Source organism: Allobrachymonas denitrificans DSM 15123 (assembly GCF_900110225.1).
GTDB classification, from domain to species: Bacteria; Pseudomonadota; Gammaproteobacteria; order Burkholderiales; family Burkholderiaceae_C; genus Brachymonas; species Brachymonas denitrificans.
In genome coordinates this window covers 1,090,399-1,108,242 of the sequence record NZ_FOCW01000001.1, presented here as the reverse complement: position 1 = coordinate 1,108,242, position 17,844 = coordinate 1,090,399, and the positions used below count along the sequence as shown (strand labels likewise).

The 17,844-nt window shown below is 62.3% G+C and carries 15 protein-coding genes and 4 tRNA genes; 8 read left to right on the top strand and 11 right to left on the bottom strand.

Annotated elements, in window-relative coordinates; all coding sequences use genetic code 11:
* Positions 1–57 precede the first annotated feature (57 nt).
* The 3 genes from BMW28_RS05170 to BMW28_RS05160 all read left to right on the top strand — a co-directional run bounded on the left by BMW28_RS05170 (position 58) and on the right by BMW28_RS05160 (position 2,601).
* Positions 58–148 (top strand) — tRNA-Ser (locus tag BMW28_RS05170).
* Between the two features lie 521 nt (positions 149–669).
* Complete coding sequence (locus BMW28_RS05165) at positions 670–1,455, top strand: UDP-2,3-diacylglucosamine diphosphatase (protein ID WP_091814652.1); 786 nt, start codon at positions 670–672, stop codon at positions 1,453–1,455.
* Positions 1,456–2,601, top strand: coding sequence for a glycosyltransferase (locus BMW28_RS05160; protein ID WP_091814649.1), 1,146 nt, complete (start codon positions 1,456–1,458; stop codon positions 2,599–2,601).
* Positions 2,602–2,785: 184 nt separating this feature from the next.
* Here BMW28_RS05160 and BMW28_RS05155 read toward each other — a convergent pair whose 3' ends face one another.
* The gene (locus BMW28_RS05155; protein WP_091814646.1) at positions 2,786–4,690 is read right to left on the bottom strand and encodes a choice-of-anchor I family protein; all 1,905 of its coding nucleotides are present in this window, start codon (positions 4,688–4,690) and stop codon (positions 2,786–2,788) included.
* A 100-nt stretch (positions 4,691–4,790) separates the two neighbouring features.
* On the opposite strand from BMW28_RS05155, the gene alkB reads away from it, so the two are divergent.
* Positions 4,791–5,450 (top strand): DNA oxidative demethylase AlkB, encoded by a 660-nt coding sequence (gene alkB / locus BMW28_RS05150; RefSeq protein WP_091814645.1) that lies wholly within the window; start codon positions 4,791–4,793, stop codon positions 5,448–5,450.
* Positions 5,451–5,524: 74 nt separating this feature from the next.
* Here alkB and BMW28_RS05145 read toward each other — a convergent pair.
* Together BMW28_RS05145 and BMW28_RS05140 are read right to left on the bottom strand one after the other, a co-directional pair.
* Positions 5,525–5,600 (bottom strand) — tRNA-Gly (locus BMW28_RS05145).
* A gap of 66 nt (positions 5,601–5,666) precedes the next feature.
* Complete coding sequence (locus tag BMW28_RS05140) at positions 5,667–6,125, bottom strand: universal stress protein (protein ID WP_091814642.1); 459 nt, start codon at positions 6,123–6,125, stop codon at positions 5,667–5,669.
* A 153-nt stretch (positions 6,126–6,278) separates the two neighbouring features.
* Here BMW28_RS05140 and BMW28_RS05135 point away from each other — a divergent pair, with 153 nt between their 5' ends.
* The 3 genes from BMW28_RS05135 (at position 6,279) to BMW28_RS05125 (ending at position 8,624) form a co-directional block, all read left to right on the top strand.
* Complete coding sequence (locus BMW28_RS05135; RefSeq protein ID WP_323031167.1) at positions 6,279–6,815, top strand: hemerythrin domain-containing protein; 537 nt, start codon at positions 6,279–6,281, stop codon at positions 6,813–6,815.
* A gap of 175 nt (positions 6,816–6,990) precedes the next feature.
* Entirely contained in the window at positions 6,991–7,611 is a 621-nt protein-coding gene (locus BMW28_RS05130; protein ID WP_091815533.1) for an energy-coupling factor ABC transporter permease, read from the top strand.
* On the top strand, positions 7,608–8,624 hold the full coding sequence (locus tag BMW28_RS05125; RefSeq protein ID WP_091814640.1) for a P1 family peptidase: 1,017 nt from the start codon (positions 7,608–7,610) through the stop codon (positions 8,622–8,624). The genes BMW28_RS05130 and BMW28_RS05125 overlap by 4 nt, the downstream gene beginning before the upstream one ends.
* Positions 8,625–8,823: 199 nt before the next feature.
* Here BMW28_RS05125 and BMW28_RS05120 read toward each other — a convergent pair.
* The 8 genes from BMW28_RS05120 to uvrC form a co-directional block, all read right to left on the bottom strand.
* Positions 8,824–8,899 (bottom strand) — tRNA-His (locus BMW28_RS05120).
* Positions 8,900–8,951: 52 nt separating this feature from the next.
* Positions 8,952–10,892, bottom strand: coding sequence for a SurA N-terminal domain-containing protein (locus tag BMW28_RS05115; RefSeq protein WP_091814638.1), 1,941 nt, complete (start codon positions 10,890–10,892; stop codon positions 8,952–8,954).
* A gap of 77 nt (positions 10,893–10,969) precedes the next feature.
* A tRNA-Val gene (locus BMW28_RS05110) sits at positions 10,970–11,045 on the bottom strand.
* Positions 11,046–11,059: 14 nt separating this feature from the next.
* Complete coding sequence (locus BMW28_RS05105) at positions 11,060–11,332, bottom strand: HU family DNA-binding protein (protein ID WP_091814635.1); 273 nt, start codon at positions 11,330–11,332, stop codon at positions 11,060–11,062.
* A 277-nt stretch (positions 11,333–11,609) separates the two neighbouring features.
* Entirely contained in the window at positions 11,610–12,707 is a 1,098-nt protein-coding gene (locus tag BMW28_RS05100; RefSeq protein WP_091814633.1) for a tartrate dehydrogenase, read from the bottom strand.
* The gene (locus tag BMW28_RS05095; protein WP_091814630.1) at positions 12,704–13,603 is read right to left on the bottom strand and encodes an alpha/beta fold hydrolase; all 900 of its coding nucleotides are present in this window, start codon (positions 13,601–13,603) and stop codon (positions 12,704–12,706) included. The genes BMW28_RS05100 and BMW28_RS05095 overlap by 4 nt, the downstream gene beginning before the upstream one ends.
* A 74-nt stretch (positions 13,604–13,677) precedes the next feature.
* Complete coding sequence (pgsA, locus tag BMW28_RS05090; protein WP_091814628.1) at positions 13,678–14,244, bottom strand: CDP-diacylglycerol--glycerol-3-phosphate 3-phosphatidyltransferase; 567 nt, start codon at positions 14,242–14,244, stop codon at positions 13,678–13,680.
* Between the two features lie 102 nt (positions 14,245–14,346).
* Entirely contained in the window at positions 14,347–16,533 is a 2,187-nt protein-coding gene (gene uvrC / locus BMW28_RS05085) for an excinuclease ABC subunit UvrC (protein WP_407640931.1), read from the bottom strand.
* A 56-nt stretch (positions 16,534–16,589) separates the two neighbouring features.
* On the opposite strand from uvrC, the gene earP reads away from it, so the two are divergent.
* Complete coding sequence (gene earP / locus BMW28_RS05080; RefSeq protein ID WP_091815531.1) at positions 16,590–17,786, top strand: elongation factor P maturation arginine rhamnosyltransferase EarP; 1,197 nt, start codon at positions 16,590–16,592, stop codon at positions 17,784–17,786.
* Positions 17,787–17,844 lie beyond the last annotated feature (58 nt).

The window sequence follows — 17,844 nt, the reverse complement described above, 5'->3', positions numbered from 1 at the left end:
AAATCTTGCCCGGCCGATGACAAGCAGGGTTTTTCCCTGCTAGAATAGCGGTCTTCTGGAGAGGTGGATGAGCGGTTTAAGTCGCACGCCTGGAAAGCGTGTGTAGGTTAATAGCCTACCGCGGGTTCGAATCCCGCCCTCTCCGCCAGAACACAAAAACCCTCGCAAATCCTTGATTTGCGAGGGTTTTTTCGTTTTTCCCTCCGAGTAACTTGCCATGCGTAGTTACCACATGCACAGCTGTTCGTAGCGAGTAGCCAGATGACAAGAACTTCCGCTGGTGCAGTGTGAACAGGGATCATGCTTCAGGCTCGCGAATCAAGGCCACTCAAAGTGAAAGCCTGCCAACATCGGACGGGATTCTCTCCTGCCCGTCAACCGCGTATGCTCAGCGTCAAGTCACGAGCAGTTCCTGATGCTCAGTCATACACATTCTTCGCATTGGAATCTTCAGCGCATCGAACAGCGCCGTCATTCCGTGAGGACGACCCGTTGATGGCGGCCTCCTTCCATGCCCCATGAATCCTGAACAATCACGCACAAAGGCCACGTGCAGCAGCGGATGCAGGCTCGGCGTCTGCAGCCAACACCGTCTGACTACAGCAACGTTCACAGTTCTGCCACGGAAGCGTCACCCCCATTTCATAACGCACCGGTAACTTCTTGCACATGCAACAAGTCCAGTCCATCTTCATCTCCGACATCCATCTGGGCACGCGTGCCTGCCAGGCCGATCGGCTGCTGGATTTCCTGCAGGAACACCACGCGGAAAACATCTTCCTCATTGGCGATGTGGTGGACTTCTGGGCCATGAGCCGCAACATCTACTGGACGCAGGCACAGAACCACGTGGTGCAGAAGCTGCTGCAACGCGCCCGCGCCGGCACGCGCGTGGTGCTGATTCCCGGCAACCACGACGAAATCCTGCGCGAGTACTGCCAGACGGTATTTCTGGAGATCGACGTGCAGCGTGAACTGGTGCACCAGACGGTGGATGGCAAGCGCTACCTGCTGATCCATGGCGACCAGTTCGACCAGGTGACGCAACACCACAAGTGGGTGGCCGTGCTGGGCGACAAGGCCTATGAGGCGCTGGTCAATCTCAACACCTGGCTGTCCTGGGTGCGCCGCAAGCTGGGCATTTCCGGCTACTGGTCACTTGCCGGCTACGCCAAGCGCAAGGTCAAGACCGCCCTCAACTTCATCTTCGATTTCGAGGATTCCGCCACCCACCACGCGCGCGAGCGCAATCTGGATGGCGTGATCTGCGGCCATATCCACTGGGCCACCATCCGTGAAATCGATGGCCTGCAGTATGTAAACTGCGGCGACTGGGTGGACTCCTGCACCGCCATCGTCGAGCATCTGGATGGCCGCCTGGAGCAGATTACCTGGGACGAGCGCGAGCCGTCCCGCATTCCGGCCAGTCCGATGGGTGCAGCGGTCGAGGCCTGAATGCGGGTCCTGATGGTATCGGATGTCTACTTTCCGCGCGTCAACGGCGTCTCCACTTCCATAGAAACCTTCCGCACCGCACTGCCGCGTCACGGTGTGACAGTGCGCATGGTGGCCCCGCGTTACGGCCACGAAACCGACAGCCCCGATGTCGTGCGCGTGAAAGGCTGGCAGGTGCCCGGTGACCCCGAGGATCGCCTGCTCCACTGGCGCGCCATGCACCGCGCAGCACTGGCTGCCGCCCGCAATTGCGACCTGATTCACATCCAGACGCCTTTCGTGGCGCACTACGCTGGCCTGAAGGCAGCAAGCACCTTGGGCAAGCCGGTGCTGGCCACCTACCACACGCTGTTCGAGGAATACCTGCATCATTACGCGCCCATGCTTCCCGCGCGCTGGCTGCGCGGACAGGCGCGTGCATGGTCCCGCCGCCAGTGCAATGCGCTGGATGCCGTCGTCGTCCCCTCTTCTGCCATGCGCGATCGCCTGCGGGACTACGGTGTGAGCACCTCCATGCACGTGTTGCCCACCGGCATTCCGGTGCAGAACTTTGCCGACGCGGATGGCGCCTCTTTTCGGGCAAGGCATGGCATTGCGCCAGAACGCCCCATGGCGCTCTTTGTCGGCCGCGTGGCCCACGAAAAGAATATCGGCTTTCTGCTGCAAGCGCTGCAGCACGCCTTGAAGGGTTGCCCCGACCTGCTGCTGGTGATTGCCGGCGAAGGCCCCGCCCGCGCCGAACTGCAGCAACAGGTAGCGCAGCAACAGCTCGACCACTCGGTCCGGTTCATCGGGTATCTCGAAAGACACCACGAGTTGCCGGCCTGCTATGCCGCAGCCGATGTCTTCGTATTCGCTTCCCTTACGGAAACCCAGGGCCTGGTCCTTCTGGAAGCCATGGCGGCCGGCACGCCCGTAGTGGCCCTTGCCGAAATGGGCACCACCGACATTCTCGCCTCGGCCCGCAGCGCCATAGCGCCACCCAATGATCCGGCAGCTTTCGGCGCGCAACTGGCCGAACTGTTTGCGCAGCCGGAACGCCTGGAACAGTTGCGCCAACATGCCCGCAGCGACGCCAGCGCATGGTCGGATACGGCCATGGCCGGCCGGCTGGCTGCACTGTATCGCTCCCTGCTGGCAAGCTGACCCGCACAGCCTTCACTGGCAAGCCGGCCCGGACGCCAGAGCCTCAGTAGCGATTGCCCGGCACCCTCCGCTTATGAAAAAGCCGGGTGCCGGTACTTTCAATGACACAAGTCCTCTCTGCACCCACACACTGCGGTAACAAGTCCGGAAGCACGGGATTCCCCACGCTTCCGGATCAAGCCTATCAGTACTGCAGATTGAGCTGCATCACCGTGGTGCTGCCGCTCACTTCATTGCCCACCAGCAACAGCGGCTTGCCATTCGGCGACTGCGCAGCGGGAATGAAGGCGAGCCCTTCAGGGCCGAGATCACCAGCCTGTACGGTGGACGGATCCTTGGTGGTCCAGTCTTCACGCGTATTCAGATAGTCCACAAACTGCGGCGCAGAAGGATTGGTGATGTCGTACGCCAGCACACCGCCCATGCGCTCAAGACCGATGAAGGCAAAATGCTTGCTGCCGATCTTGCCGACCACCACGCCTTCCGGCTCCGGTCCCTTGTTGTCGCTGCGGTTGTCCAGCGAGCCACCCGCCTCATGGTTGGAGTTGAAAAAGTCCTTGCAGGGAATCGTTCGGCTGGCGCCCAGCTTGCAGGCATCGCTGGCAAAGAACTGCTCGATCGCATCCCCCGAATCCCAGACCTGCTCACCCTTGTCGTTCCAGATAGAGAAGGAACGCGTACCGTAGGCATAGAGCTGGTCGTACATCAGGCGATCGCCTGCGGGATCCTGCACCCCCTTGGAGGTGTACAGCACAGGGCTGCCGTCCGCATGGGTCTGATAGCCCTGCGTCCAGGAGACTGTGAGGCGGCCCAGCTTGTCATCGTCACGGCACGCACCAGGTGTACCCGCGGCTGCGCCGCAATAGGCAAAGCTGGCGGGGTTGAGCAAGCCACCCTTGGCCAGTGCGTTCAGCTGCGGCGGCAGATCATCTCCGGCACGTCCACCCCAGCCTTTCGCGTTGATCAGGTGCTTGGCACGGAACTCCTCGACAAAGCCCTTGCTCGCATCGCCCGGCACCACGCCATCGCCCCAGTAGGCTGCGTCGCCCTCGCCCCAGGCACGTGCATCGCCTTCGTTGGCAGTCACCAGATAAGTCTTGCCGCCGGCCTGATAGGCTGCAATGGCATCAGGCAGATACATGCCCAGCACGCCCGGCCAGGTGCGGATATCCGCCTTCAGGTCTGTGTCCGATGCATCGATGCCCTTGCCTGCAACGCCGTGGTCCTTGTAGCCGAACGGCACCACATCCAGCACCTTGGCGGCGTCCACATCGATGATGGCCAGGGCATTGTTCTCCTGCAGCGTGGCCCAGGCGGTCTTGCCGTCCGCAGAAAGCGCGACGTACTCGGGCTCGAAATCGCGGGCGGCATTGGCATTCGGACCAAAGATGCGAACGCCCTTCTTGCGCAACTCGCTCTCGCGCCCATTGAACGCACTGAAGTCCGCCGTGCGCACGACCGGAGTCTTCACATTGTCGATGTGAATGATGCTGACGGAGCCTTCCGGATCGGTCTGGTAGTCATCGCTCGGCTCGCCCTCGTTGGCCGTGAGCACGCGGCGGCCATCGGGCGTGAAGGTCAGCATGTCGGGCTGCGCACCCACTTCCACATGGCTCAACAGGGAAAGGTCTGCAGCTTGATAGAAGGCGACGCGGCCGTTGGCAGTCTTGGGCTTTGCCTGGATGGCAACGGCAACAATACCCCCGTGAACGGCCACACTGTTGATTTCAGAGCCAGCCAGAACCGATTCGGAGGCCAGTTCACCCACCCGCACAGGCTTGGCGGGATCTGTCAGATCCAGCACATCAACCTTGCCAGATTGCGCATTGACCACGAAGGCGCGCTTGGACGCAGCGTCAAAAGCCGGGATCTCGGCAGCACTCTTGCCGAACACTCCTGTTTCGTAACCGCCGATTTTCTCCAGCGTGAAGGAAACGGGAGTTGCCTCTTCAACCGGCTTGACGGGCCCCTGACCGGGAGGAGTAACCGGCTTGCCCGGACCGATGCCATTTCCGCCGCCACACGCGACGAGAGCTGCCGCAGACAACACGCTGATCGAAAACGCCTGGACAATGGAGCGCACTTGCATTGAAATCACCTTCTGGCTGAAAGAAGAAAAAGGAAAGTTACACACGGTAACCAGTCCGTATTTCAGTTCGGTGACACCCCATCGGAGAAACCTACCGTCCATGCTTTCCAGCGCCGATCTCTTCGAATCCTGCAGCCCGGACCCTCGGGGGCCTGAAGCACTGGGCCCTCAGGCATGGCTGTTTCCAGGCTTTGCCCTGAGCCAGGCCGAGCGCCTGCTGCAGGACATCGCCAGCATCCACGCCCTCGCCCCGCCGCGCTGCATGCAGGTACCCGGGGGCAAGCACATGTCTGTCGGCATCAGCAATGCGGGGATGGCGGGCTGGACGTCAGACACACGCGGCTATCGCTACAGCACGCTGGACCCCTCCAGCGGCAAGCCCTGGCCCGCCCTGCCGGACAACTGGCTGGCGCTGGCGCAGGACGCTGCACGCATGGCCGGATTTCCACACTATCACCCCGACATGTGCCTGATCAACGAATACCAGGCCGGCGCGCGCATGGGCCTGCATCAGGACCGGGACGAACAGGACCTGCAGGCGCCCATCGTGTCGGTTTCACTCGGCATGAGTGCAACCTTCCAGTTTGGCGGCCTGAGGCGCAGCGATCCGGTACGGCGGGTGCCCCTGCACCATGGTGATGTCGTGGTGTGGGGTGGTGTGGATAGGCTGCGTTACCACGGCGTTCTGACCGTGCGCGGCGAGCCCCATGCCCTTTCTGGCGCGCGCCGGCTGAACCTGACCTTTCGCAAGGCCCTTTGACGCCACACCCTGCCAAACATTCGGCGCCGGAAAAGCAAAAAGCCAGTGCAATTGCTTGCACTGGCTTTCTTGTTTGGAGCGGGAAACGAGGCTCGAACTCGCGACCTCAACCTTGGCAAGGTTGCGCTCTACCAACTGAGCTATTCCCGCGGAAGCCGCTATTGTATGCTGATTTTTTCGCTTTTGACAAGAGCAGCAAAAATTTTCGAAAAAATCTTATTCGGCCTTGCCGCCAGCACCGTGGTGCACGATCAGCACCGAGTTGTGGGCATGGGAAACCACGCGCTGTGCCACGCTGCCGAGCATGAGCTTCTCGACGCCACGACGGCCGTGCGAGCCCATCACGATGACATCGGCACCCACTTCGTCGGAAGTGTCAATGATGCCTTTCCAGACAGCGTAGGCATCCACCGTCACGGTATCGACCGTCACGCCTTCTGCAGCAAATGCGTTGGCCACCTCCTTGAGTGCCTGCTCCGCCTCGGTGTTAACCGCAGACAGGTACTGCGCCTGGCCAAAGGCAAAATCGGGGCCGGCACTGGCAAACGGATACGGATCGAGCACGTAGAGCGCCGTCACCTTGCTGCCGAAGGCCTTTGCCATGGACAGGGCCTTGGTGACGGCCAGCGAAGCGGTGCTGGAACCATCGACCGGCAGAAGAATGTGCTTGAACATGTTTGACTCCTCTCTAGTTGAAAGGCTGCGCTCTCGCCAGCCAATGCGTTGTTTCTGCGTCTAGTGTAACCGCAGCCGGCCCCCTGTTCCTGACCGGCATCAAGCAGCGCACCTGCTGCACTGATTACACTATCGACTCACACCGGAACGGATATGGAGAAGCATGTGAGCACACTGCAATGGAGCGAAGATTTTGCGCTAGGCGTAGGCGCAATGGACCAGACCCACATCGAATTCGTGGACCTGCTGGCCGAGGTGCAGCAAGCCCCTGACGACACCCTGCTCGCCAAGTGGGAAGCCCTGATCGACCATACCCAGGTGCATTTCGACAACGAAAACCGCTGGATGCAGGAAACGCGCTTCGCCGCGGGTAACTGCCACACCACGCACCACAAGGCCGTACTCGACGTGATGCGCGACGGCTTGCGCTATGGCCAGCAAGGCCATCGCAACATCGTGCGCCAGATGGCCGCCGAACTGACCACCTGGTTTCCGCAGCATGCCGACAGCATGGACGCCGCCCTGGCCATGCACCTGCAGCGTGTTGGCTACAACCCCGAAACGGGCAGCATCGCCCATCCGGAGATGCTGCCAGGTGAGTTGATCCATGGCTGCGGTGGCGATACCTGTTCCGACCAGAATGTGGAAACCGCAGAAGCAGACACTACGGAAGCAGCCGCAAACGCCTGACTTCCGGCGTGCTTTCGGAGCCTGCCTTACCCTGGCTTTCTCAAGCGAAACAATGCGCTTCCGCACATGAGCGCCGAGCAGTGCGATACGCCTGCATCCGCACTGCTCGCGCAACAGGAATGCGCTCTTCCGCCTCCCGATTTCGGGCCATGCGCCGCTGTATCATCCACGCATGATGGATCTCAACTGGGAATGGCTGCCGCTGGCAGTGGCCTTGGCGCTGGCTTTCAGCATGCGTCCCTGGCGCATGCTGCGGGATGGCGCTCTTGCCACGCCGCTGCTGGCAAGCCTGGTGTTCTTCCCCTGGTTGTGGGCGCTTCCCCGCATGCACGCGATGCCGATCCCGCTCATCCTGTCGGGTTCGTGCCTGATCCTTCTGATGCTGGGCTGGCCGCTGGCGGTGCCTGTCATCTGCCTGATCGCCGCACTTTCCGGACTGGTTGCACCGGCTCCCGTGGAACTGCTGGTCGCCAACGCCTTCTGGATAGGCGTACTCCCCGCCAGCATCGCACTGGTGCTCGGCGCCCTGCTGCGTCGCTATGTCGGCCCCCATGTCTTCGTCTATACGCTGGGCCGGGGCTTCATCGTGACAGCAGTCAGCACCTTCGGCGCCAGCCTGCTGGGAGAATGGGCCGGAGCCGAACTGCCGAACATCGAACCCACCCTGGTGACTACCGCCCACTGGATGATGGCCTGGGGCGAAGCATTCATGACCGGCATGCTGAGTGCCATTTTCGTGGCCTTCCGCCCCCAGTGGCTGGCCACCTGGTCTGACAACCTCTACCTTCACAAATGACACGATCTGCCTCTCCCCTTCCAGACTCTGGTTGCATTACCCGGGTGCAGGGTGTGCAGGTCGGACACTTCACCTCGGATCTGCGCCCCACGGGATGCAGCGTCGTGCTGACTCCGGAGGGAGCGGTGGCTGCGGTGGATGTGCGCGGTGCCGCGCCTGGCACGCGGGAAACCGATCTGCTGCGCCCCGGAAATCTGGTGGAACAGGTGCATGCCATCGTGCTGAGCGGGGGCAGCGCCTGGGGCCTGTCTGCAGCCACGGGGGTAGCCGAATGGCTGGAGGAACAGGGATATGGTCTGGACGTGGGCGTCGGTCGCGTGCCCATCGTGCCCGCTGCCGTGTTGTTCGACCTGCCTGTCGGCAACGCCTCCATCCGCCCGGACGCTGCCGCCGGGCGCGCCGCCTGCGAGGCTGCTACCAGCACTCCCTGCGCTACCGGCAATGTCGGGGCCGGTGCCGGTGCAACCGTAGGCAAGCTGTTCGGACATGCCTGCGCCATGAAGGGTGGCATTGGCTCTGCCAGTGTCAGCGTGCATGGCGTGACCGTTGGCGCCCTAATCGCAGTCAACGCCGTGGGAGATGTTCTGGCGCCGGATGGCAGCATGCTGGCCGGAGCGCGAACAGCAGATGGCAAGGCCCTGCGCAACACCGCGCACAGCCTGCTCAGGGGCGAGCGACCCCAGTTCGCCCTGCCCGGAACCAACACCACCATCGGCGTCATCGCCACCGATGCGCAACTGGACAAGGCACAGCTGCAACGTCTGGCATTGGCCGGCCATGACGGACTGGCGCGCTGCATTTCGCCGATTCACACCTTGCTGGACGGAGATACCCTGTTTGCAGTGTCGACTGCCGCCAGTTCAGCTTCAGCGCCACCCGACATGATTACGCTGGCCGCGATGGCTGCGGAAGCTACCATGCAGGCAGTTCAGGTGGCGATAAGCAGTGCGCGCGGAATTCGTGTGGGGGAGCTGGAATTGCCGGCGGCTGGTGACTGGAAAGCTCGCACGTAAGAGACAGCGCCCTCCCCGGCAAGGCACTGCAGGTGTGGCGGGTTGGATGGGATGCCAAGTTGGAGGCTCTGTCTGTCTTCGCCAAATGGAGCAACGGGGGAACCACCTCGAAACGAAGCACCTGAGCGCCACTTTATCCCCGAGCTATCCCCAGAAACAAAAACAGGCACCTAAGTGCCTGATTCTGTTTATGAAATTCTGGGGTGGCTGATGGGGCTCGAACCCACGACAACAGGAATCACAATCCTGGACTCTACCAACTGAGCTACAGCCACCAGAAAGATAAGATTATAGCGGAATTTTCGGCGCTTTCCAATCTTTTTTCAATCAGGATGCAGATGCTGCAGCCACGGGAGCGGTTGCCGGTTTCTGCACCTTGTATTCGACCTTGAGCAGCTTCTTCAGCGTCTCATAATAGGCGAGCAGCTCCACCTCGTTCTGGGCCTGCGCGACTTGCGGGTACTGCTGCTTCTGCAGCTCTGCCATGCCACCTTCGGGAGCCAGAACCTTGTTCACGCGCACCACGGCGTAGCCTTGCTTGCCGAGGTCGGCACCTTCAAAACCGGGCAGCTTGGCGCGGTCGGCGCGCAGTGCGGCGTTGACCACGGCAGCCGGCTGGTTCGTCGTCATCACGCGCGCCACAGTAACGGTTTCACCAGTGGCCGCCGCCTGGGCCGGATTGGCCGCCCATTCTTTCAGCTTGGCTTCCCCTGCCGCCTTGGCCAGTTCGGCTGCCTTGGCCTGCACGAAGGCCTGTGTCACCTGCGGCTTGATTTCTGCCAGCGGCTTGGTCTGTGCCGGCGCGTAGTTCAAGATGCGACCCACTGCCATCTGGTTCGGGCCGATCTCGATCGCGTTGGTATTGTTCTTCTTGCTCAGGGATTCGGGCGCGAACACGGCCTGCAGGAAGCGCGTGCTGGCCAGTGCACCTTCGGCACCCGCGGCAGGCGCGCGGCCAATACCGGAAGCCGTGTGCACCTGCAGGCCCAGCTTGTCGGCAATGGGCTTGAGCGCCAGCGGATCCTTGAATACGCCATCAGACAGCTCTTCTGCCGCTTCGGCAAACTTCTGCTGCGCCTGTTGCTTGCGCAGTTCCGCTTCGATTTCGGCCTTGTGGCTTTCGAAGTCACCCGCAGCACCGCCCTGGATGCCGGTCAGCTGGATGATGTGGTAACCGAAGTTGGACTCCACCACCCCGCTGATCTCGCCCTGCTTGAGGGCAAAGGTCGCATCTGCAAACGGCTTGACCATGGCCTGACGGTCGAAGAAGCCCAGATCACCGCCGTTCTGTGCGGAGCCAGGATCCTGGGAATATTTCGTTGCCAGTTCGGCAAAGGCAGCAGGGCTCTTGCGCACTTCAGCCAGCACTTCCTCGGCCTTCTTGCGCGCAGCGGTGCGGGCAGCAGGATCACCGGAAGCATCGGCTGCAATGAGGATGTGGCTGGCGCGACGCTGCTCTGCCTGGCCCAGACGGTCCTTGTTCTGCTCGTAATAAGTGCGGAGATCGGCCTCGGCAATGGTGATGCGCTGTTCGACTGCAGGCAGGTCCAGCACCACGTATTCGATGTCGGCACGTTCGCTGGTCTTGAACTGTGCCGCGTTTGCGGTGTAGTAGGCCTGCAACGCAGCATCGTCCACCTTCACTTGCGCGGCAAAGTCGGCCGGATTGAAACGCGTCACCTGAATCTCGCGGCGCTCGAAGAAGGGACGCATGACCAGGTCACCGGAAGCTGCCGGAATCCAGCCGCCGGCATTGACGGCGCCCTGCACCACCTGGCGCTGCGCCAGCTGGGCACGCATCATGGCCTCGAAGCCCTGGGGCGTCATGCCCTGGCGCTCCAGCAGTTCCTTGTAGCGGGCATCGTCCAGCTTGCCGTCGGCAGTGCGCAGTGCAGCAATGTTGGGGTCCGCCATCAGTTCCTTGGCCAGACGCTGGTCGCTCACGAACAGCTTGAGCTTGTTGGCAGCACCCGTCAGCACGCGCTGCTGGATCATGCGTTCCAGCGTGGCGAACTTGGCCTCGGGCGAATCCAGCAGTGCCGGATCCATGCCGGGGTTGCTGGCGCGCAGCTGCTCAGCTTCGCGCCGGTGCTGCTCATCCCACTCGGCCTGCGTGATCTTGTTGCCATCGACCAGCGCCACCGCTGCATGGCTGGCATCGTTCATGCGCTGGTAGTTCTCGATGCCGAAAAACACGAAAGAAGGAATGATGAGCGCGAACAGCAGGATCATCATCCACTTGTTGTGCTTACGAATCAAATCAAACATGCATCAGGTCCTGCGTGAGAGGGAAAAGGGCAATAAAAAAGGCGAACCGACGTTCGCCTTTTCTACATTCAGATGGATGGTGGGTGCTGACGGGGTCGAACCGCCGACCTACGCCTTGTAAGGGCGCCGCTCTACCAACTGAGCTAAGCACCCCATCTGAAATTCAATCAATTCAAGGCGTCTTTCAGGCCTTTACCGGGACGGAATTTTGGAATTTTAGCAGCTTTGATCTTGATTTCTTCACCGGTGCGAGGATTACGACCGGTACGAGCTGCACGCTTGCCCACGGCGAAGGTGCCAAAGCCCACCAGAGACACCGTGCCGCCCTTTTTCAGGGTGGTGGTCACTGCACCAATGGCAGCATCCAGCGCACGCGTGGCTGCAGCCTTGGAAATGTCGGCATTTTTGGCAATGTGCTCGATCAGTTCGGTCTTGTTCACAAAAATCCCCTTGTGTTCTTTGACTCCCGCCCGCGCCCTGCAAGGGATGCGTTGCGAGAAAGTCGGCTAGTATAGCAACGAAACCGGCACTTCTGAGGTGGCGTTGCGCATGCGCACTACTTCTGCATGCCCACCGTTTGCCGGAACACTCCGGCGCTCATCCGTACTGGTCATTGTAGCCGGCTTTCCAACGCCTATTTACGGCGTTTGGCAGCCGGTCTGCCCTTGGATTGCACCCCGGCCGGCACAAGCTTGACGCAGGTCAACCTCACGATATTCAGCCCTTCTCCAGTTCCTCCGCGATGCGACGGCCCATGTCTGCCGTGCGAGCAGTGCCGCCCAGATCTGGGGTACGCGGTGCCCCGCTGTCCGGCTGCAGCACGGTCTCGATGGCGTGCAGGATGGCGTCATGCGCCGCGCGATAGCCGAGAAAATCGAGCATCATGGCTCCGGCCCAGATCTGCCCGATGGGGTTGGCAATGCCCCGCCCTGCAATGTCGGGGGCGGAGCCGTGCACCGGCTCGAACAGGGACGGGAAGCGTCGTGTCGGGTTGAGGTTGGCACTGGGCGCAATACCGATGGTGCCGGTACAGGCAGGGCCGAGATCGCTCAGGATGTCACCGAACAGGTTGCTCGCCACCACCACATCGAAATAGTCCGGACGCTGCACGAAGTGGGCGGTGAGGATGTCGATGTGGAACTTGTCCACCACCACTTCCGGATACTGCCTAGCCATGGCAGCGACGCGTTCGTCCCAGTAGGGCATGGTGATGGCGATGCCGTTGGACTTGGTGGCGCTGGTCAGGTGTTTCTTGGGGCGAGAGCGCGCCAGCTCGAAGGCAAAGCGCAGCACGCGGTCCACGCCGACGCGCGTCATCACGGTTTCCTGCATCACCAGTTCGCGCTCGCTGCCCTCGAACATGCGGCCACCGATGGCGGAATATTCCCCTTCGGTGTTTTCGCGCACGATCAACATGTCGATCTCGCCGGGCTGGCGCGGGCTGCCATCCTTGCGCACCACCGGCGCGATCACGCCCGGCATCAAACGCGCCGGACGCAGGTTGATGTACTGGTCGAACTCGCGGCGAAACAGCAGCAGCGATTCCCACAGCGAGATGTGATCCGGGATCTTGTCGGGCCAGCCGACTGCACCAAAAAAGATGGCATCGTGGTGGCCGATCTGCTCTTTCCAGTTCTCCGGCAGCATGCGGCCGTGGCGCTCGTAGTAGTCCCAGCAGGCGAAATCGAAGTGGTCGAATTCGAGGGGGATTGCGAAGCGACGCGCCGCCACCTGCAGCACACGCAGGCCTTCGGGCATCACCTCCTGGCCGATGCCGTCGCCGGGAATCACGGCAATGCGGTGTGCCTTGCTCATGCAGAAGTCTCCAGAAAGAACGCGAGGGCCTCGTCCAGCAGTGCCTGCGGAGCCTCTTCGGGAATGTAGTGACCGGATGGAGTGGTGCCGTAGCTGGCCTGTTCAGCACGCTGTTGCCAGAGCGCCAGCACATCGAAATTGGGATGCACCACACCATATTCACCACAGAGCACGCGCAACGGCTGCGTGAGCTTGCGCCCAGCGGCTACGTCTGCGCGGTCGTGCTCAAGGTCAATACCGGCAGCGGCGCGGTAGTCTTCGCACATGGCGTGCACAAAGCCTTCCTGCAACGCGCAGCGTTCGTATTCGCGCAGCGCCTCGGGGGCAAACACTTCCAGGCCCGCATGGCGGCTGCCCATCACGCGGTGCAGGTAGGCAACGGGATCAGCGCCGATCAGTGTCTCGGGCAACGGTGCCGGCTGGATCAGGAAGAACCAGTGCCAGTAGGCGCGGGCAAAGGCGTCGGTCGTACCTTCGTACATGGCGAGGGTGGGCGCGATGTCGAGCAGCATCATGCGGTCGACGGCATGCGGATGATCGACGCCCAGGCGATGGGCCACGCGTGCGCCGCGGTCATGCCCCAGCACATGAAACCGTTCAAAACCGTGGTGCAGCATCACTGCCAGCACGTCGAGTGCCATTTCGCGCTTGCTGTAGGGCAGGTGCTGGGCATCGGAGGGCGGCTTGTCGGAATCGCCATAGCCGCGCAGATCCATCAACACCACATGAAAATGCCGGGTCAGCGGCGCAGCAACATGGTGCCAGATGGCATGTGTCTGGGGATGTCCGTGCAGCAGCACCATGGCCGGCGCATCGGCATCGGAGTGGCGACGGATCTGGCCGTGGAGCCGGACGCCACGCCGTGTCACATCAAAGCGGGTGAAACCTTCGAACATCTCCCCTCCCCGATGCGGCGGGACGGGGCCCGGCCGCTTTCACTGGTTGTGCGTTGTCAGGCGCTCCGGCCTGTCTATTTCACCTTGGCCCGGATTTCGGGCAGCGCCTTCTGCAGGTAATAGCCCATGGACCAGACCGTCAGGATCACCGCCAGCCACAGCAGCCAGTAACCCCAGACGCGGGTGTCGATCTGCTCGAACAGCACGCCGTCGTACAGCAGGAACGGGATGGCCACCATCTGCACCGTGGTCTTGAGCTTGCCGATCATGTGCACGGCCACGCTGCGGGAGGCTCCGATCTGCGCCATCCATTCACGCAGGGCGGAAATGGCAATCTCGCGGCCGATGATGATGAGGGCGGCGAACACGTCGGCACGGCCCAGATGCACCAGGATCAGCATGCTGGCGCAGACCAGGAACTTGTCGGCCACCGGATCGAGAAAGGCGCCGAAGGCGGAGGTCTGGTTCAGGCGGCGTGCGAGGAAACCGTCAAACCAGTCGGTAACGGCTGCAGCAATGAACAAGCCTGCCGCCAGCACGTTTTGCGCAGCCGGCGACATGGGAAGATAGAACACCGCCACAAGCAGGGGAATGGCAACGATGCGCGCCCAGGTGAGGCTGGTGGGTAGATTGAGGAACATGGGGTATCAGGGGCTAGCGGTGCAGACCGACGTACTAGTGACCGATTGTGTCATGGATTTGCGCTAGCCTCCCGGCCGCGCAGCAATTGCCCGTCGCTGCCATCAGTGCAGCGCGCGATAAATCTGGCCCGCCAGTTCTTCCGAGATGCCGTCCACACTGGCCAGGTCGGCTTCGGATGCGCGGGCGACCCCCGCCACTCCGCCGAAGCGCTGCAGCAGTCGGGCGCGACGTTTGGGGCCGATGCCGGGGATGTCTTCCAGCCGGCTGCCTCCGGTACGCACTTTGGCGCGACGCGCGCGCATGCCGGTGATAGCGAAACGGTGGGCCTCGTCACGGATCTGTGCCACCAGCATCAGCGCGGCGGAATCCTTGCCGAGCCAGACCTTATCGCGGCCATCGGCAAAGACCAGCTCTTCCAGGCCGACCTTGCGCCCCTCACCCTTCTCCACGCCCACGATGCGGGAGAGTTCGATCCCCAGTTCCTGGAACACCTCGCGCGCCATGGCCACCTGACCCTTGCCGCCGTCGATGAGGACGATGTCGGGCCAGCGCAGCGCCGGGCGCCCTGCCCCGCTCGCTCCCGTGCTTGCGTCTGCCGCGACATCAGTTGCGTCAGGTGCAGTATCTGCTCCTGCAGGTTCGGTCGTGCCCGCTGTGTCAGCGGTTCCGTCAGGCAACTGCTCCTGCCCACCCTGCTCGCGCATCTGCTCGGCCATCTTGCCGTAGCGGCGCAGCAGCACCTGACGCATGGCAGCGTAGTCGTCGCCGGGCGTGATGCCCTGGATGGTGAAGCGGCGGTACTGGCTCGGTTGCATGGTGTGCTGCTCGAACACCACGCAGGAGGCCTGGGTGGCCTCCCCTGCGGTATGGGAGATATCGAAACACTCGATGCGCAGCGTGTCGAGTTGCTCGGTATCCAGCCCCAGCGCATCGGCCAATGCCCGTGTACGTGCCTTCTGCGAGCCTTCTTCGGCCAGCAGCCGGGCCAGTTGCAAGGCAGCATTCTGCTCTGCCATCTGCAGCCAGACGCGACGGTGTTCGCGTGGCTGGTGGATGGCCGTCACCTTGTGGCCCGCCTGTGCCGACAATGCCTCCACCAACGCCGGCGACAGCGGCACGCTGGTGACCAGCACCAGGGGCATGTCTGCGCCCAGGTAATGCTGGGCCACAAAGGCCTCCAGCACGGCCTGTTCGAGGCGGTGCTCCGCCACCTGCCGCCCGTCTTCCACTTCCAGCTCGACCAGCTTGCTGGCGTCTTCCAGCTGGGACGGAAAATGCGGTTTGTCGCCCAGATGCCTGCCACCACGCACCATGGCGAGGTTGACGCAGGCCTTGCCGCCCTGCACGCGGATCGCCAGCACGTCCACATCCTTGTCGGACGAGGTGGACTCCACTGCCTGCTGGTGCAGGATGTTGCTGAGTGCGGCCAGCTGGTCACGCACTTCTGCGGCCTGTTCGAATTCCAGCTGTTCGGAATGCGCCAGCATCCGCTTCTGCAGCTTCTTCATCACGTTGTCGGTGGCGCCATCGAGAAAATCGCGGGCATGAGCCACGTCCTGGGCGTAGTCTTCGGACGTGATCAGGCCCACGCAGGGGCCACTGCAGCGCTTGATCTGGTACAGCAGGCAGGGCCGCGTGCGGTTGGCAAACACCGAATCCTCGCAGGTGCGCAGGCGGAATACTTTCTGCATCAGCTGGATGGTTTCCTTCACCGCCCAGGCGTTCGGGTAGGGGCCGAAATAGCTGTGCTTGCGGTCCGTGGCGCCACGGTAGTAGGCCATGCGCGGATATTCGCCCGGTTGCGGCGTGTCGTCTGCGCGCGGCGTGGCGGTGACAGCCGTGAGCTTGAGATAGGGGTAGCTCTTGTCGTCGCGGAACAGGATGTTGTAGCGCGGCTTGAGCGTCTTGATCAGGTTGTTTTCGAGGATGAGCGCTTCTGCCTCGGAGCGTACCACCGTCACTTCCAGCCGGGCGATCTTGCCGACCATGAAGCCGATGCGGGTGCCCCCGTGATCCTTCTGGAAATAGCTGGAGACGCGCCGCTTCAGGTGTACCGCCTTGCCGACGTACAGCACCTGATCGTCGGCATCGAAATAGCGGTACACCCCCGGCAGGGAGGGCAAGGCGGCCACCTGGGCCAGCAATTCGGCGCTGTGGCGAGGTGCGGGCTCGATCAATGGCGCGTCCTCCATCGCGCTGCCAGGAACTGATGCTTCTATCGGCGGCGTTGGCGCAGATTCTGGCTGTTCGGGAGTATCGGCGGGCGGAGCGGAAGTTCGACGCGGCATGCCCCGGATTGTAGAAGGCGACGGGCAGAACAATGGGATCAGGGACAATGCTGGCCATGCCGTATCCCGCATTCATCCCCCTGCCCCTTCGCGCTGCCGCCCCCGAGCCCTTCCCCTGCTGGCAATGGGACATCTTCTGCACCGTGATCGACAACTATGGCGATGCCGGCGTGTGCTGGCGACTGGCGGCAGGACTGGCGGAGCGCGGGCAACGCGTGCGCTTTTGGATCGACCAGCCGGATTGTCTGCACTGGATGGCACCCCACGGAACCGACGGCGTGGAAATCCGTCACTGGAAGCAGCCGCTGAACGCCACCGACTTGCCGGATGCTGCGGGCGATGTACTCGTCGAAGCCTTTGGCTGCGAGCTGGAGCCTGACGTGCAAGCCTGGTGGGCAGGCCGCCCTTCGCCTTCCGGACTGTGGCTGAATCTGGAATACCTCTCCGCCGAATCGTATGTGGCCCGTTGCCACGGCCTGCCGTCACCGGTGATGCAGGGACCGGCTGCGGGACAGGTGAAGCAGTTTTTCTATCCGGGTTTCACGAAAGACACCGGTGGCCTGCTCCGTGAAGCATCCCTGCCGCAACGGCAGCAGGTGTTTGAGCGACTACCTTGCTTGCAGGGAGCGGATGACCATGGTGGTGACACCTCCCCAGCACAGACCCTGCAGGAAAACACGATGCAGTCCGCGCTGGCAACCGGGCCGCTGGTGGTCAGCCTGTTCTGCTACGAGCCGGTGGCGCTACCAAGTCTGATGGCGCAGCTTGCTGGCAAGCCGAGCAGGCTGCTGGTTTTTCAGGGACGTGGTCATCAGGAGTTGTTGCGCATGTTCGGCTCCCCCTACCTGCCCCCTTCTCATGGTCAGTGCCAGTTGCACCTGATGCCCTGGCTGGACCAGCACGGCTTCGACGAAGTGCTGTGGAGCAGCCATTTCAACTGCGTTCGGGGTGAAGATTCACTGGTGCGCGCCCTGTGGGCCGGGCAGCCCTTTGTCTGGCACATCTATCCGCAGGACGATGATGCGCACCATGCCAAGCTGGAGGCCTTTCTGGACTGGCTTCAGGCGCCCGCCGACCTGCGGCAGCTGCACCTCGTCTGGAACGGGATCAGCAGTGACGCCTTGCCCGACCTGACGCCCACCCGTCTTCAGGACTGGCAAGCGTGCATCCAGGCGGCACGCAAACGGCTGCTTGAACAGGACGACCTCGTCAGCCAGCTGCTGGGGCTCGTATCCAGCACCAGTGTCGTCTGAAAATGCCTGAGCAAATCCTTGGCAACCCCGACTGCGTGCCGCGCGAAATAGCGGTTTG